The organism is Christiangramia sediminis (assembly GCF_020552705.1).
In the GTDB taxonomy this organism is placed as follows: domain Bacteria; phylum Bacteroidota; class Bacteroidia; order Flavobacteriales; family Flavobacteriaceae; genus Christiangramia; species Christiangramia sediminis.
Window position 1 is genome coordinate 624,789 of sequence record NZ_JAJBZG010000001.1, and the last position, 15,444, is coordinate 640,232.

At 37.5% G+C, this 15,444-nt stretch carries 15 protein-coding genes; 4 read left to right on the plus strand and 11 right to left on the minus strand.

The window, feature by feature from the left end; all coding sequences use genetic code 11:
* Position 1 precedes the first annotated feature (1 nt).
* Genes LGQ90_RS02990 through LGQ90_RS03005 form a run of 4 tightly spaced genes read left to right on the plus strand, consistent with a single transcriptional unit; the run spans position 2 to position 3,459 of the window.
* On the plus strand, positions 2-649 hold the full coding sequence (locus tag LGQ90_RS02990; RefSeq protein ID WP_229337972.1) for a DUF4159 domain-containing protein: 648 nt from the start codon (positions 2-4) through the stop codon (positions 647-649).
* The gene (locus LGQ90_RS02995; protein WP_229337974.1) at positions 646-1,170 is read left to right on the plus strand and encodes a TrmH family RNA methyltransferase; all 525 of its coding nucleotides are present in this window, start codon (positions 646-648) and stop codon (positions 1,168-1,170) included. The genes LGQ90_RS02990 and LGQ90_RS02995 overlap by 4 nt, the downstream gene beginning before the upstream one ends.
* A gap of 12 nt (positions 1,171-1,182) precedes the next feature.
* Positions 1,183-2,271, plus strand: coding sequence for an AI-2E family transporter (locus LGQ90_RS03000; protein WP_229337976.1), 1,089 nt, complete (start codon positions 1,183-1,185; stop codon positions 2,269-2,271).
* 6 nt (positions 2,272-2,277) lie between these two features.
* Complete coding sequence (locus LGQ90_RS03005) at positions 2,278-3,459, plus strand: class I SAM-dependent methyltransferase (protein WP_229337978.1); 1,182 nt, start codon at positions 2,278-2,280, stop codon at positions 3,457-3,459.
* On the opposite strand, the gene flxY is transcribed toward LGQ90_RS03005, so the two are convergent.
* From flxY to LGQ90_RS03060, 11 genes are all read right to left on the minus strand, one after another.
* The gene (gene flxY, locus LGQ90_RS03010; protein ID WP_229337981.1) at positions 3,460-4,734 is read right to left on the minus strand and encodes a flexirubin biosynthesis putative acyl-CoA ligase FlxY; all 1,275 of its coding nucleotides are present in this window, start codon (positions 4,732-4,734) and stop codon (positions 3,460-3,462) included. It lies immediately after the preceding gene.
* A 1-nt stretch (position 4,735) separates the two neighbouring features.
* Entirely contained in the window at positions 4,736-6,397 is a 1,662-nt protein-coding gene (locus tag LGQ90_RS03015) for a C45 family autoproteolytic acyltransferase/hydrolase (RefSeq protein ID WP_229337983.1), read from the minus strand.
* Complete coding sequence (locus LGQ90_RS03020; RefSeq protein WP_229337985.1) at positions 6,398-9,355, minus strand: MMPL family transporter; 2,958 nt, start codon at positions 9,353-9,355, stop codon at positions 6,398-6,400.
* A 32-nt stretch (positions 9,356-9,387) separates the two neighbouring features.
* Positions 9,388-10,593, minus strand: a complete 1,206-nt coding sequence (locus tag LGQ90_RS03025; protein ID WP_229337988.1) for a DUF2062 domain-containing protein — start codon at positions 10,591-10,593, stop codon at positions 9,388-9,390.
* A 62-nt stretch (positions 10,594-10,655) separates the two neighbouring features.
* A complete protein-coding gene (locus LGQ90_RS03030; protein WP_229337990.1) occupies positions 10,656-11,021 on the minus strand; it encodes an ApeI family dehydratase in 366 nt (121 codons plus the stop codon).
* Positions 11,022-11,049: 28 nt separating this feature from the next.
* Positions 11,050-11,673, minus strand: a complete 624-nt coding sequence (gene lolA2 / locus LGQ90_RS03035) for a flexirubin biosynthesis/transport protein LolA2 (protein ID WP_229337992.1) — start codon at positions 11,671-11,673, stop codon at positions 11,050-11,052.
* On the minus strand, positions 11,660-12,430 hold the full coding sequence (locus LGQ90_RS03040; protein ID WP_229337994.1) for a polysaccharide deacetylase family protein: 771 nt from the start codon (positions 12,428-12,430) through the stop codon (positions 11,660-11,662). The genes lolA2 and LGQ90_RS03040 overlap by 14 nt, the downstream gene beginning before the upstream one ends.
* Entirely contained in the window at positions 12,427-13,485 is a 1,059-nt protein-coding gene (locus tag LGQ90_RS03045) for a beta-ketoacyl synthase chain length factor (RefSeq protein WP_229337995.1), read from the minus strand. Before LGQ90_RS03045 ends, LGQ90_RS03040 begins: the two co-directional genes overlap by 4 nt.
* On the minus strand, positions 13,478-14,662 hold the full coding sequence (locus LGQ90_RS03050) for a beta-ketoacyl-[acyl-carrier-protein] synthase family protein (protein ID WP_229337997.1): 1,185 nt from the start codon (positions 14,660-14,662) through the stop codon (positions 13,478-13,480). Before LGQ90_RS03050 ends, LGQ90_RS03045 begins: the two co-directional genes overlap by 8 nt.
* Positions 14,663-14,665: 3 nt before the next feature.
* Positions 14,666-14,923, minus strand: coding sequence for a phosphopantetheine-binding protein (locus LGQ90_RS03055; protein WP_229337999.1), 258 nt, complete (start codon positions 14,921-14,923; stop codon positions 14,666-14,668).
* Positions 14,916-15,359 (minus strand): 3-oxoacyl-ACP synthase, encoded by a 444-nt coding sequence (locus LGQ90_RS03060; RefSeq protein WP_229338001.1) that lies wholly within the window; start codon positions 15,357-15,359, stop codon positions 14,916-14,918. The genes LGQ90_RS03055 and LGQ90_RS03060 overlap by 8 nt, the downstream gene beginning before the upstream one ends.
* Between the last annotated feature and the right edge of the window lie 85 nt (positions 15,360-15,444).

Consider the following 15,444-nt stretch of genomic DNA (forward strand, 5'->3'; position numbering starts at 1 on the left):
AATGCAAAAATTAAAAATTTCAATAATCATTGCACTGGGAGTTTTCGCATTTGGTAATGCCCAGGAAATCGCAATATTGAAATATAATGGCGGTGGTGACTGGTATTCTAATCCTACCGCACTTCCAAACCTCATTAACTTTTGCAACACGAATATCAATACCAGGATTAATCCAAAGCCGGAAACCGTCGAACCTGGCAGTACAGATATATTTCAATTTCCATTTGTGCATATGACGGGGCATGGCAATGTGATCTTTAGTGATGATGAAATTGAAAACCTTAGAAATTATCTTTTAAGCGGCGGATTTCTTCATATTGATGACAATTATGGTATGAATGAATACATCAGGAAAGAGATCAAAAAACTTTTTCCGGAGAAAGACTTAACGGAACTTCCCGCGAATCATCCTGTATTTTCTGCAGCTTTCGATTTTCCCAACGGACTTCCAAAAATTCATGAGCATGATGCGCTTCCACCGCAAGCTTTCGGAATTATAGAAAATGACCGACTCGTTTTACTTTTTACTTTTGAAAGTGACCTGGGTGATGGCTGGGAGAGTCCTGAAGTACATAATGACCCGGAAGAAGTACGCCAAAAAGCGCTGAAAATGGGAGCTAACATTATAAAATACGCCTTCGAGAATTGATTGATCAACTTACACATAACGAATCCTCCTTTCAGAAAAAGGAATTCCCCATAATTCTATTACTCGACAATATCTTAGGGGAAGCTAACCTGGGCAGTATGTTTCGCCTGGCCGATGCATTCGGGATTCAGAAAATAATATTTTGCGGGAGTGAGCCTAACCTTAAAAGTAACAGACTTAAGCGTACGGCCAGAAACACCTATAAAACGGTAGATTCAGAATTTAAGGAAGATCCCACAGAAGCAATCAAAGAATTAAAAATAAAAGGTTTTAGATCGTTGGCAATTGAGATCACCTCTTCCAGTAAAGCAGTTGAAAATATTAGTCTTGAAAACAATGAAAAAATACTGCTGGTAGCTGGTAATGAAAGACATGGCATTAGTGATGAAGCTCTGAAACTATGTGATGATTGCTATCATATAGAAATGTTTGGAGAGAACAGCAGTATGAATGTGGCACAGTCTGTTGGAATTGCGTTATATGAAATTACCAAAGCATTCAACAAGTTTGATAAGAAATAATATATTTACGCTGTGAAAGCACACGATTTTGCAAATGGAATATTAAGAGCAACGGGTATCATGATTGGTATCGTTCTTCTGCTCTATTTTTTATGGGAAATACAATCTGTCATTGTTTATGTTGCGGTAGCAGGTGTAATCGCGCTTATTGGACGCCCTATTGTAATATTTCTTAGAAATAAATTAAAATTACCCAATCAGCTTGCAGTTATAACCGTTCTAATATTAGTTCTGGCCATATTTGTAGGAATTATTTTTGTTTTTGTACCTATTGTTATTGAACAAAGTAAATACCTGGGACAGATAGATATTGAAGCTTTTAAAAGCGATCTTAATGACCTCAATGATCAGATTAACAATTATCTGGGAATTAATGAGATCAATATAATTGAAGCCCTTAAAAGAAGTGAATTTATACGCAATTTTGATGTTAGCCTAATTCCCAAGTTTTTAAACAACGTATTTGGAATTCTGGGAGCTACGCTTATAGCCGTTTTTTCCATACTTTTTATCTCTTTTTTCTTCTTAAAGGACAGTAAATTAATGCTGAATAGTATCCTGGTTTTCGCCAATCGTGGGGAAGAACAAAAATTTCAAAGAGTATTTAACAAGATTAAGGTTTTATTGTCCAGGTATTTCGTGGGACTCACGATGCAAATCACCGTATTGTTCATTCTTTATACGATTCTGCTTTCGGTTTTTGAAATTAATAATCCCATTGCGATCGCCTTTATCTGTGCCTTTTTAAACCTGGTGCCCTATTTAGGACCTCTACTGGCAGGAATTCTAATGGCATTGTTTGTAATTTCAAGTTTTCTTGGTGCCGACTTTAGTAGCATCATCTTACCACGTCTTATCTACGTAATGTTAGGATATGGAATTTGCCAGCTGATAGATAATTTCATTTCTCAGCCCATGATCTTTGGAGCCAGTGTAAAATCGCATCCGCTGGAGATTTTCCTTATTATTCTTATTGCCGGTCTAATGTTCGGAATTACCGGAATGGTGGTGGCTGTTCCTTTTTATACAGCATTAAAGGTAATCGCTAAAGAAACTCTTAGTGAATATAAGATCGTGAAAAGGTTAACCAGAGACCTCTAGAAGTCTATGCTTAATAAGGCACTCCTTGAACCGGAAGTTTCCAGATTCATCAAAGAGAATCAGAAAAAAGACCTGCCTTCTCTTATTCTTAAAGGAAGTCCTTTCGAAAATGTTAGTGTACAAGAATTAGCTACCCAGATCAAAGGTCTTAAAGTTGCCGAAAAAAAATTCCCGGAGCTTTATAAAAACCCTGATATTATATATCCTCCAAAACTGAATCTGGAGCAAAGCTCTTCTGAAATTACCGCAAAATACAAGGCTTCTCTTATCGATGGAAAAGCAGGAATAGATATCACCGGTGGACTTGGAATAGACACTTATTTTATTTCCAAAAATTTTAAAAATTTCAGCTATTGCGAATTAAATGCCGATCTCGCTGAAATAGCTGAACATAACTTTAAGGTTCTCCACGCAGATAATATTTCAGTTCATAACGGCGACGGACTTGCTATCCTGAAAAGCTCTGAAGAAAAAAAGGACTGGGTGTTTGCAGATCCTGCGAGAAGGGACGATCACGGCGGGAAAGTCTTCAAATTAGAGGATTGTGAACCGAATATCCCGAAGCATCTTAAAATGCTATTTCAGCATTCCGACAACCTGATGGTAAAAAGTTCTCCCATTCTGGATATTACAGCTGGGATCCAGGAATTAAGATTTGTAAAGGAAATACATATCGTAGCCTTTAGAAATGAAGTAAAAGAGCTTCTATGGATCCTGAATAAAGATCTGTCTGGAACTCCAATCATAAAGACAATCAATTTCGACAGGGATAAGGTCGAGATATTATCTGGGAAGTTTGAGAGCAGTCAAGCGGAAGTTCAATTTAGTTTACCTGAAGCCTATTTATATGAGCCCAATGCGGCCATTATGAAATGTGGTTTATTTGATATTCTCGCGAAAAATACATCGACAAAAAAATTACACCAACATTCTCATTTATACACTTCAGACAAACTCATCGACTTTCCTGGGCGTTCATTTAAAATCCTTGAAGTAAAAGACTTTAAACCTGGGGATTTAAAGTCTTACTTTAAGTCCAAAAAAGCTAATATAACCACCCGGAATTTTCCTGAATCTGTAGAAAGTATCCGCAAAAAATTCAAAATTAAAGACGGTGGCAGCGACTATATTTTCTTTACCACAAATATGAGAGAAGAAAAGATCGTGATCGTCTGCAAAAAAGTTTAATTATCTAAGATCCCTGAAAATTTGAGGTTTTCTACTCCCCTTAGGGAATTTTAATTTCGCTATTTCCTCCACTTCTAATTTCTCAATTTCCGGAGTAACATTTAATCGAGATCTGAAATTATCTTTTAAATCATCAATTTGCTCAAACGAATCAGGAACAATTACTTTCAGCTTATCATTCCCGAAATCATCGAGCCTGGCCTCAATAATAAAAGATTTGATCTTTCCGTAATTATTCAAAACTTCAATAATATGCTGCGGATATAAACTTGTACCTTTTAGTTTGATCTTCTGCTGCTTTCTACCAATTACGGGGCTTAATCGAATGGTATTTCTACCACAGCTACACTTTGCTTCGGTATAGCTAAGCATATCGCCTGTAGCAAATCTAAGTAAAGGCATGGTTTCAGTTCCTAAAGGAGTGACCACTAATTCGCCAATTTCTCCCGGTTGCACTGGTTTCCCCTGTGCATCAAGAATTTCAGCATAAATAAGGTCGGTAAGGACGTGATTACCGGTATGGGCCGGACATTCGGTAAATGCCGTAGACATTTCAGTGGAAGCATAGGTTGAAAATAGCTCTATATCCCAAAGATCGGTGATCCTTTTTCCTAAGGCATTCAGGTCAAAATTCTGATCTCGTAAAGGTTCACCGATACAAATGGCCGCCCTTATCGAAGAGTTCTTAAAATCGATATTATTATCCTCTGCATACTGGATCATCTTCAATAAAAATGACGGCACCGCTACCAGGTAATTCGGTTTGAATCTTTCAATACTCTCCCATTGCAACTGGGGCAATCCGCTTCCTGTTCTTATAATTCCGGCACCAAGCTTTCTTAAACCCAGGAAGTAAGCCATGCCAGCCATAAACCTTCTATCCAGCGTAGTAGTGAGCTGAACTTTATCAGATTTCTTTAGACCGGCCATCTTAAATGAACGATATTCATTCTCCGCTAGACGATTCAGATCTGTACCGTTTAGCGCAAAATTTACCGGACTCCCCAGCGTTCCCGAGGTGGTTACAAAGTCTATTATATCCTCATCTGGCACCGCTATAAAATCTGAATTGAACTGCTGAAGATCCTCTTTTGAAGTTATGGGCAATTTCCCAAGGTCGTCCAGAGATTTAATCTCTTCTATAGGAATAGCCTGATCTTTAAAAAGCTTTTTATAGTAAGGAGAATTGGCTGAAATATATTCCAGCTGTTTTTTGAACAATTTCCATTGTTCAGTTCTAATAATTTCTGGAGTCTCAAACGAGTGATCGTTCATATTAAAGTTTTCGATAGCTTTTTTTGATCATTTTCTCGATCATTTCAAGATCGGGAAGTGTTGTAACTTCTCGTTGCTTAGCCTGTTTAAAATGAATTACAGCTTTTTTATAATCTGCATTATTATAATAGATCTTTCCAGCCAGGAACCAGGCTTCCCAAAAATCAGGATTTAACTGAATCGACTTTTGCGCTGTTGCTTCTGAAAGCTGAACTTCGTTTGCTAACTGATTCTTTACTTCAATTTCCAGCTTTCTGAATTCTTCATAATCCTGAAAACTTTTGGTCTTTATAAATTCACTTTCCGGAATGTTGTTTTCAACATCAGCAACAGATCGAGCAACCAGTCCGTTTTCAAATTTATCAAAAACTTTGTCCAGATCATAAGCTACAAATTCTCCCATTTGGTAAGGATTCGAAGAAACCCATACTTTTCTTTCTGCAGGTTTAAAAACGATGCCATGATGTGCCAGCAGCTGATTGATCGCTTTTTCGTTTCCCAATCCAATCTTCTTATCTTTAAGACCGTTCATATTCCTCAAAATTGAAACTGCTTTTTCCGGATCAAGCTTCTCAGTTCCCGAAACCAGTTCCTGCATCCGGTCATACCGATATTGAGAATGACTTTCTTCAATAGCCTTTAAATTTCGATCATCCTCCAAATAAGCTTCACTCTGAAAATGATTACTACAAATTAGCTGATCTGAATTCTGAACCTCATATACCCCAAAATTAGATGGGGAAACCTCAATCAATATGGCTTTTTTCTCGTCACCACTTCCCACCATGATAGCTTCTGAAACAAATACTTCTCTGTTTTTAGCAATTTCAATAGCTTCAGCAGTACTGGAAGCATATTGCAAGATCTCCCGCGCAAGCAGGCTGATAGGAGTTTTAGCCATAAATGGCATTTTAGATTTCCCGGCATTGATGGTTACACTAATTCCCTTTACGTTCATTCCGCTAACCGCGCCGATCATTCCTCCCCAGGTATACATCATAAATTTATGTCCTGAATCGGGATTTACAAAAGCCGCTATTTTCTGATCTCCAAATTCATCGCCTGCATAAAAATCAAAATTTCGTCCAAGCAACAAGTCTCCATCTGCTGTCTTAGAATCCCAGGCCGCAAAAGAAGTACAACCAACCAGCATTAGATCCTGAAGGGCATGGCCAATATCATGCGCACCGTGAAAATAAAGCATTCTAATGTATCCTGGGGCGAAATCGTCGTAACGCTCCAGTCCGTATCTGGAAACGCCGTAGATCTCCTGTTTGTACTCTTCAGGCACATGCAGATATAGTTTACGATTGAACCATGAAACAAATGATTTCAGGAAGCCCCTATAATTTTCTGAAGGCACCATTTCCTGCAGCTTATCCATAAAAGCAATTTCCTGGTGATGAATAAGCTCACGGGTTAAATTCCCATTCGCCACTCCCCTTTCCAGTGCATCTCCTTCCAGATAAAGTTCCCAAATTCCCTGTTCGTTTTGAAAAAGCTGGTTATTTCCTAAACTATAAAATGTTTCGCTGTGCTTAATTCGTGTAGTATCTATTTCCTCAATTCCGGAAATATCGGGTCTATGCTGCATGGATTTTTTAACCCCGCAGGAAGCAAGACTGGTTAAGATCAATACCAAAAGTAAACCGCTAACTTTCATTTATTCAACTTTTCTAAAAACCAGGATGTTATTCTGACGATAAATGATCTCAAAATTAAGATCCAGCAACCATCTATTGGAGAGATCTGAATCTATAAAAATAACCTTCCGGGCATTTTTTTCCACAAGCTCTCTTAATGCCGTCTCCTCCTGAAAATTACCGTATATAACATAAACCCCGGTTCCGGGAAGCTCCTCAATATCAGTATAAAATAAGATTTCGGCAGAATTTGCCCTGGCTGTACTTTTAGAAATATTCAATGGGGTTCTGTCACTTTCCAAGGCATGGATTTCTGAAGTATTAAATTTATAGGAAAGAAATAGCGGAATGATCCCATATCCCGAATTGATCACCGTAATACTTTCTCCTTCTTCAATATACCTGCTGATTCGTAAATTCTTTTCTCTAATTATTCGAAATCTTTTTCTGACTTCCGGGTATATGGATTTGTATCTGTAATTATCCAGAACCGCACGTTTACGATATAATTTCTCACTTTCACTATTGGTGATCCTGCCTTTAAAATCTCCTAATTGGCTCAAGTAAAATGGGGATTTTCCACTTTCAGCTCTATTAAGGATCAGTTTTCTAAAAATTGCTCTTTGTAAGACAAAACTTATTGAAACAGCCGTGATAACCCCAATTATTGAAATTATGGAAACCGATCTTAAAGCAGGATGCTGGGCAAAAATAAGCGCTCCCATTCCCAAAAGAGTAGTAATTACCGAAATAAGGATAGAAGTTTGGTAAGTTTTCAGCTCATATCTTCCCGTTTCATATTCACTTAAACAGGCATTGGTTATAAAAATACTATAGTCCAGTCCCAGCCCGAAAATGAAGGTAGAAATAATAATATTCAGAATATTGAATTCTATATCGAGGATGGCCATGATGCCTAAGGCACAAACCCAGGTGATGGCAATAGGCAATAAGGTAAAAAGACTAATTTCGAGGTTACGATAAGAGATAAGCAGCACAAAAAAAACTGCCAGAACAGAGATCAGGATCAGTTTATTGAAATCTGCCCTCAGGTTTCCAAGAAAATTCTGGTTCATGGCTTTTCGATCCAGGGCAAAAACTCCCGGTTCGCCCTGAAAATAGGATAGGAATTCTTCCGTATTTTCCTCCTCCAGGCTCACCGTACTGGTAACTGTAGCCAGTTGTTCCCCTTCAGAAATAAAGTCATTTAAGTATAAAGAACCGGCATTCTTATAATCATTCAGCCCGATGGTTTCAAAATCTTTATCCAGCTGAGCATAAAAATTATTGAAAGTCTCTGGTTTGAAACCATATTCCGAAGAAATATTTACCAGCTCCTGCTTTAGGGTATCTTTTCTGAGAGGAGTCCAGAAGGAATTCCAATTCTCAATTTTTTCAGCCTGAGTGGTGGTAGAATGTATCACTCCCCCAATACTGCTGAAATTCTGGATAATTTTCTCATTTTCAAATTCCTGAAGTCTTTGATATAATATATTATTTTGCTGAAGTGCCTCATCTACCGTATTTCCATAGGCAACCATGTAAATACTTTTACCAGATCTTCCGGCGAGCGATTCCACCTCTTTTTCAAGTTTTTTCACTTCGGCGGGTTCATAATTCAATTTTGAAAGATCCTTATTGAATTCCACCTTATTAAAAAAGAAGAGTGAGATCACAAAAATGGCGATAATGCCAATAACTAAAGGCTTTATTTTTGAATAATCTACAGCAGCAATTTTATCTATGAAGCTGGTATTTTCAATCTTTTTTATCCCTGGATTATAGAACAAAGGAATTAAGATCAGAGCAAAAAACGAAGAAAGAAGCACGCTTATAGCGGCAAATATTCCCAGATCGTTCAGGGCTTCACTTTGCACAAAAATAAGACAGAGAAAAGCAATGGCCGTAGTGACACTGCTCATGAGAACAGGCTTGGTAATATCCTGGTACAAATGTTCAATATCCCTGTTGTTTCTGAAATGGGTCAAAATATGCAGCGCGTAATCCAGAGTGATTCCAAGTAAGATTGCACCGATCCCCAGGGAAATTACCGAAATACTTCCTTTAAAAATACTGATAACTGCTATTGCGGTAATTCCTGCCAGAATGCTGGGCAGAAACAATAATACGGGAACGTAAATTTTCTGGTAGAAAAATAAAAGAAGCAATAAGAGAAGGCTTATAGCAATTCCCATGGTAAGCCGAATATCTGTTTTAATTCGGTTCGCGTTCGCGAGAGAATAAAGGACGCCTCCAAAATAACTTGCCTCTACCGTAGCATAATCTTTATTGAGTTTATTTACAGTTTCCTCCAGTGAGCTGATAAATATCTCATTCTGATCGGTTTCAGAAGCAGAAAAAACAGGGTCTAAAAAAAGGATAATATGCTGCCTGTCCTTAGTAACAAGATAATTTTTATAAATACTAAAGTTATCGCCCACCTGCAATTCCTGAAGTTTAGCCAGGCCGAGATTGGTAAAATTCAAGGGATCGCTTAGAAAGTAATCCTTAGTGATAAATCCTGTAGGAGACATTAATTGCCTGTAACCAGAAACCAGGCGATTGTTTATACTGTCCCGATATAATCTATTCTCTATCTCTTTATAATCCTGTTCGTCGAGAAAAACAGGAAGATTCCCGTGTACAAAATTGTAGATCTGGTTTATATCCTTTTCAGGAACTTTCCCTTTTATTTCAAGAATATATTCTGAAAAGTCTTTTTCAAGAATCCCGGTAAATTCATTGGCATAAACAACTAAAGAATCAGGATTTATATTTTCAGATTCCGCAGAAATACTGACGATCAATTTGTCTGAAAAATCTGTTTCCTTCAATATTTTTTTCAGCAATTCCTGTTGTTTCCCGGCAGGAATAAGCTTGGTAATATCCTCTTCCAGAGAAATATTCCAGGCAAAAAACGAGATAAGAATGGTGTACAATAACAGTATTATAAAACCGACCAGCTTGTGGTTTTTCAAATAGCTGTGAATATTGAGGAAAGCTTTATGCATTAAGGTTTTATCACCTGCTTTTGGTTAAGTACCGAAAATAGAAAATAAAATACAATCCAAAGGAAAATCGACAGCACAATTGCCAGGGCAAAACTACCCATGATATATTGCCATAAGCCCATGAAAATATCTGCTCCAGAATCTAATTGTTGAAGATTTAGATCCCAGTCAAAACCCTTTCCAGTGATCAAAGAACCCATCTGATAGCTGGCGTACACAATTACCGGAATTAAAGGCGGTATGCTTATATTGGAGAATAAAAAGGCTATAACCTTATTTAATTTAAATACCGCCGCAAGGGTAAATACCAATAAAGTATGCAGCCCCCAGAATGGTGAGATCCCAATAAAAACACCCAAAGCTATTGCTGCAGCCTTTTTATGGGGAGGCTCCTGACTTTTAATGATGTCTTCTTTCCAGAATCTCTTAAAGCCTTTATTCTTGAAATCCTGGTATTTATTTCTTGGGTGTATATAGAAAAAGCTCACCAATACGAACCACATGTACAGCAAAACTATTCGTACAATATCCCAGAATGGCCTGAAATGAGTGACCCTTTCCCCTTCAGGATATAAAACCTTAATGGGAATATTTTTCACTTCTGCTTTTTTCCAGGCGGCCTTTACCAGCACCTCGATCTCTAATTCGAATTTCCAGGTAATAAGTTTTAGAGAATTTATAAGCTTTACCGGGTATAATCTATAACCGCTTTGAGTATCGTGAAGCTCAATGCCAGTTACAACCAGGAACCAAAAATTAGAAAACCTGTTTCCTTTACTGCTTTTTCCTGGAATGCCATCACGTCCCATATTCCTGTCGCCAACCAGTAATAATTCAGGATCATTTTCTTCTCTCCCTTCAAGTTCAGTAAGAAACACATCAAGATCGTCGGGATAATGCTGCCCGTCTGAATCTATGGTGATCGCGTAAGTATAACCTAATTCTTCTGCGTAGTTAAACCCGGTCTTTAATGCTATTCCCTTACCCCTATTTTCTGGATGAACCTTCAGATGAAATTCAGAATGTTGCTTTAAAATTTCAGCAGTAGCATCTGTAGAACCATCATTGATAATAATGATACGGTTGGTGTAGAGTTTAAGATCGGTTAAAAAATTATCGAGGGAATGTGCATTATTGTAAGTGGGCACAATTACGCAGCAATTAAGATCTTCAAATCTTCTTTGAAAAACCGGCTCTTTTTTCACTCTGAAATCATTTACTGCAAAAGTATTATTTATTCAGAGATGAACATAACGGAAGTGAGATATTAGCAGAATTTATATAAGGTGTTAATTTTCAAAACTATACCCTGATTGTTCTTAGCAATTCCTTTAAGCTTAATGAATTCTCCGGTTTCGGTGAGATGGGATTCCAGGATAAGTTCTGCATCCTGGCCAGGATCGAAGACGGCAGTAAATTTCAAATTATCGGCCCTTACCAGTTGAAGTTTCTTATCAAAGATCCTCTCAGCTTCTTCCTTAAATAACTGCATTAAAACCACCCCGGGTGTTACAGGCCTTCCAGGGAAATGACCCTGATAGATCTCGTGATCTTTATTTACTTTTAAGCTGGTGACAGCCTTATCACCTGCAAGCGAAGTGTTGGAAATTTCATAAAAGCCTTCTAAAACCATAGAATATATTTAGAATGTCCAAGATACTTTAGTTTTGAAAAACTGAAGGAGGAATAGGCTGATTAATTTTGATGTTTTTCATCAAGATCTCGGTATAATCCCCGGATGGATCTATTAGTCTGACAGATCTTATAAGATGTTCCTGATTAAAATTGATCCAGATCTCCTTGAACATTCCCCTAAGATTTTGATCTTTAGGAATAATGAGCGCCTTTACATTTTCGCCGGCATGATGATAAGTGATATCGAAGTCTTTATCTGCCATCAATATTTTTCCATTCACGCTTCCGGCTACCAATTCACCCATTTTATCAAAAAGCTTATTAGAAGAGAGATCAACCTCTGAAAGCTGTCCTTCTTCAACTATAAAAAGTTTGGAGTCTTTAAATAATAGCTGATAATCGTATGGTTTTATATATTCCCACTTCAGCGTATTTGGGGATTTATAGTAGACTTTCCCATGACTTTCCGGATTTCCATCCATCATTTTCATATGTTTAGTCTGTGAGAATTCAGCAGAAAAGCTTTTAATATTGTTAGATTTTTCAATCACACTGGTCTTAAATTCCTGTTTCTGGGAACTGTTAAGAGTTCCGTTCTGGGCCAGCATATTTAAGCTGAAAAGAAATATGCAAAGTTTAATTATACGCATGAATATCAAATAATTTATCAGGTCTTACAGTGCTGAAATTACGTTGTTTAAGAACAACCAATAACTGTTCCAAGATAGGTGCCGTCTTAGGCATATTATCATGTAAAAGAATGAGGTCTCCCCTTTTTAAATCCTTAGTTATTCTATTTAAGATCTTACTGGAGGATTTGGTCACCGCATCATATGGCCGATTATTCCAGCCAATTACCTGATGTCCGGTTTTCTGCAGAGCTCTTTTCGTCTTTGGATTTATAATCCCAAAAGGTGGCCGAAAAAGATTCAATTTTATCTCTCCAATTTTTTCAGCAATTTGATCGCATTGCTGAATTTCTTTCAACACAGATTCTGTACTTAGAAATCCCATTTTCCGGGTATGAGAATAGGTATGATTCCCCACAACATGCCCTCTTTTGATGATCTCCTGAAAAATTTCAGGGTGTTTTTTAATATTGCGTCCTATACAAAAAAAGGCTGCCTTGGCATTATGCTCGTCTAATATATCCAGGATTTTCAAGGTATTTTCCACGGGACCATCGTCAAAACTCAGAGCGACGGAATTTTGAGGATAATCAGGATTTTTATTATAAGCCTTTACAAAAAAGTTGAACTGAACATTGGTAGAAAGCAGCAGTATTAAAAGGCTGTAGACAATTGCGATCAAAAGAATAGGCCAGAAAGGCCAAAGTTCCTGGTAGTATAGAGCGATCGCGAAAATTGCGGCAACCGCAAATAAGGTTTTAATCAGTTTAAAGATCAAAGGCTTTGTAAAAGAATTAGTCCGTGGTTTCTTCCCAGGTATTGATTATAAATCAAAACTTTTCCGGGAGCACTGCAATTTAAAGTATTCAATTTAAAAATCTCAGGAATCTGCTTTTCTTTCAGGATCTTAGATGCCAGCCAGAATGCATAAGAGGAAACAGCATTATTTTCTCCTACCAGGTGTTTAAAACCCAGCTGGCATTTAGCTAAAAACATTCCATTCTGTAATTCTTCGTAATAATGATCAAATCTTGCATCTCCATTTCTTCCTAAAATAACAGCGTCTATTTCTGAAACCGAAGTATTATTTCTTTTCAGGAACAGCTCAATTTTTGAGTTTAGCCCGGAAATTTCAATGGAATTTATGATCTCAACATCCTTAAATTCAGCATATGAGCTTGCTTTTTTCTCTGGAGCCAAAGAAAAGAAAGCGGCCGATTCTGAAATTATCGTTCCGGAACTTTCAGATTTATAAAGATCCAGATTACTTATATTTTCTTTTTTGATCTGTGCATCTAGTCTTTGAAAACCGGTGAATTCCTGAGAAGTTTCATCCACTCCACCAACTAGGATATTTTGAGTACTCTCATCTTCCATTTGAAGTATGGCATCTAATAAGGCACTTTCAAAGGAAACCGAATTTTGAGTAAAAGTCATATTATATCCTTTACACTTCAAATCCAGCGCGATCTGCCCTCCCACTGTATTATGAGTGGACTGAATAAAAGAAGTCGGACTCAATAAACCTTCCTCAGATTCCAGCATATTGGTCATGAATTTCTCGGTATCCTGCATACAGCCCTGCCCGGTCCCAACAAGAATAGCATCGGGTATTTCTACTTCAGCTTCCAGTAATGCTTTTTTAGAGCAATAAAGTCCCATTTTAACAGCTTTGGACATGCGTCTAAGCATCATTGAGTTTATAATGGACTTGTAGTCCTGATCCAAAGCCGTCAGCGTATTTTCCTTATATACCAGGGGATTTTCCTCTTCGAAAATATCTTCCGACTGAGGAGAAACAGATGATATTCCATTGATATAGATCTTACTCATTTCGCTGAAATATTAAGGAGGTGCAATTTCCGCCGAAGCCAAAAGAGTTTGAAAGCATTGTATTTATATTTTTTTTCTGAAACCCGGTAACCGGTCCTAAGCCAGTTTCAAGCATTTCAGTACTGAAATTAAGATTAGGGAACATCTCCCCTTTCTGAATTGCCAGTAAACTAAAAATAGCTTCTACCGCACCGGCTGCTCCCAAAGTATGCCCTGTAAATCCTTTAGTGGAACTAAAATAAGGCACTTTATCTCCAAAGATCCTTTTTAAAGCAACGCTTTCTGATAGATCGTTATTCTTTGTTCCCGTACCATGAGCATTAATAAAGTCGATATCTGTTGTGGATAAATTAGCTTTTTTTAGTGCTTTGGAAATTGCCTGGAATGCTCCTTCACCATTTTCAGAAGAAGCGGTTTGATGAAAGGCATCGTTTGCATTTCCATAACCTGAAACCCGTCCTAAAACAGTTTTGCCATTTATACAGTCTTCCGCCTCCAGCATTAAATATCCAGCAGCTTCACCCAGGTTTAAACCATCCCGTGCATTATCAAACGGGCGAGAATTTTTTGTAGACAGGATCTTCAAAGAATTAAAGCCGTTCAAAGTAAATTTCGTTAAACAATCACTCCCTCCAACGATCACACGCATCAACTTACCTGATTCGATCATTTGGGCACCCATCATTATGGCATTTGCTGACGAAGAGCAGGCAGTGCTAATGGTTGTAATCATTCCATTCAGTCCGAAATATTCTGCGATCTTTTCGGTGGTATAACCAGGATGTTGTGCCTGGATATATTTTCGTTTTTCAGGATTATTTTTATAATCATAAAAATGCTTCTCGGTCATATCAATTCCGCCAATACTGGTTCCGGAAATAAAACCTGTATCTTCCGGAAATTGATCATACGCAGAGTTTTCCAGTAATTCTTTTATCGCATAAATTCCCAGTAACGCGGCTCGGGTATAGGAATGATCTTCCGGTAAATTTAGCAACTCGCTTAATTCAGAATTACTCAGTTTGATCTCCCCTACCGGCAGATCTTTGTGTTTCGTAGGAAGAATTTCAGGAAAAGAAATTCCATTTTTTCCATATTTAAGAGATAAATGGGTTTCTTCAATATCCCTGCCTATAGCAGAGATTATACCCATCCCGGTGACGGCAATGCCTTTCATAAATTACCTGGTCCTGTTTTTCTCTATAAAATCGGCCATGGTATTAATAGAATTAAAGATCTCTTTTCCCTGGTTTGGATCGCTGAGTTTGATCCCATAATCCTTTTCCAAAAGCACTATAAGTTCAAGGGCATCAATACTATCAAGCCCTAAGCCATCTCCAAAAAGATGCTCATCATTTTCAATCTCACTAACCTCCATATCTTCGAGGTTAAGTTGTTCAATTATGCTTTTTTTTAATTCGGTATGCAGGTCACTCATGGGTAGGTAAGTATAATTTCTTTAGCTCCTCTTCGTTAAATTTCTTTCCGCCGCTAAGGGCAATTTGCCACAAAAATACATCATATTCATTATTGTGCAAGTCAACCCAGCCACAAAGCACATTAACTACTTTTTTCTGCTGAAATAAAGCTTTGGAATAATCTACAAATAAACCCGGATCAAAGTCTTCGGAAATAAAAAAAACATTCTCAGATCTCAGTTGATGCCTGATACTAATCTCTCCAAGCATTATATTGGGCAATGTATAAACAAAAAGTGAAGGTGAAGGAAATTCATTCATCGTTTCCGCATAAGCGGTATCAGTTTCCAGGCTGGAAGAAGAATTGGCAAAGACCAAAGCAGTTTCTTTATCCTGAATGTCTCCGTGGGTCAATAATTCTACCCCAAGATACCCTAATTTAGAAAGGTTGTCCATTTTAAAGAATTTCGGGTATTTAAGCTCTTGCTGCTTATAAATTTTTTTTAAGAATTTTGAAATACTTAAATCAGTTTCAGCTTCA

Excerpts from the sequence above, each read along its gene's own strand:
- LGQ90_RS02990 (WP_229337972.1), top strand. The coding sequence starts at position 2 with ATGCAAAAATTAAAAATTTCAATAATCATTGCACTGGGAGTTTTCGCA.
- LGQ90_RS03005 (WP_229337978.1), top strand. The coding sequence starts at position 2,278 with ATGCTTAATAAGGCACTCCTTGAACCGGAAGTTTCCAGATTCATCAAA.
- flxY (WP_229337981.1), bottom strand. The coding sequence starts at position 4,734 with ATGAACGATCACTCGTTTGAGACTCCAGAAATTATTAGAACTGAACAA.
- LGQ90_RS03015 (WP_229337983.1), bottom strand. The coding sequence starts at position 6,397 with ATGAAAGTTAGCGGTTTACTTTTGGTATTGATCTTAACCAGTCTTGCT.
- LGQ90_RS03030 (WP_229337990.1), bottom strand. The coding sequence starts at position 11,021 with ATGGTTTTAGAAGGCTTTTATGAAATTTCCAACACTTCGCTTGCAGGT.
- lolA2 (WP_229337992.1), bottom strand. The coding sequence starts at position 11,673 with ATGCGTATAATTAAACTTTGCATATTTCTTTTCAGCTTAAATATGCTG.
- LGQ90_RS03045 (WP_229337995.1), bottom strand. The coding sequence starts at position 13,485 with ATGAGTAAGATCTATATCAATGGAATATCATCTGTTTCTCCTCAGTCG.
- LGQ90_RS03050 (WP_229337997.1), bottom strand. The coding sequence starts at position 14,662 with ATGAAAGGCATTGCCGTCACCGGGATGGGTATAATCTCTGCTATAGGC.
- LGQ90_RS03055 (WP_229337999.1), bottom strand. The coding sequence starts at position 14,923 with ATGAGTGACCTGCATACCGAATTAAAAAAAAGCATAATTGAACAACTT.
- LGQ90_RS03060 (WP_229338001.1), bottom strand. The coding sequence starts at position 15,359 with ATGGACAACCTTTCTAAATTAGGGTATCTTGGGGTAGAATTATTGACC.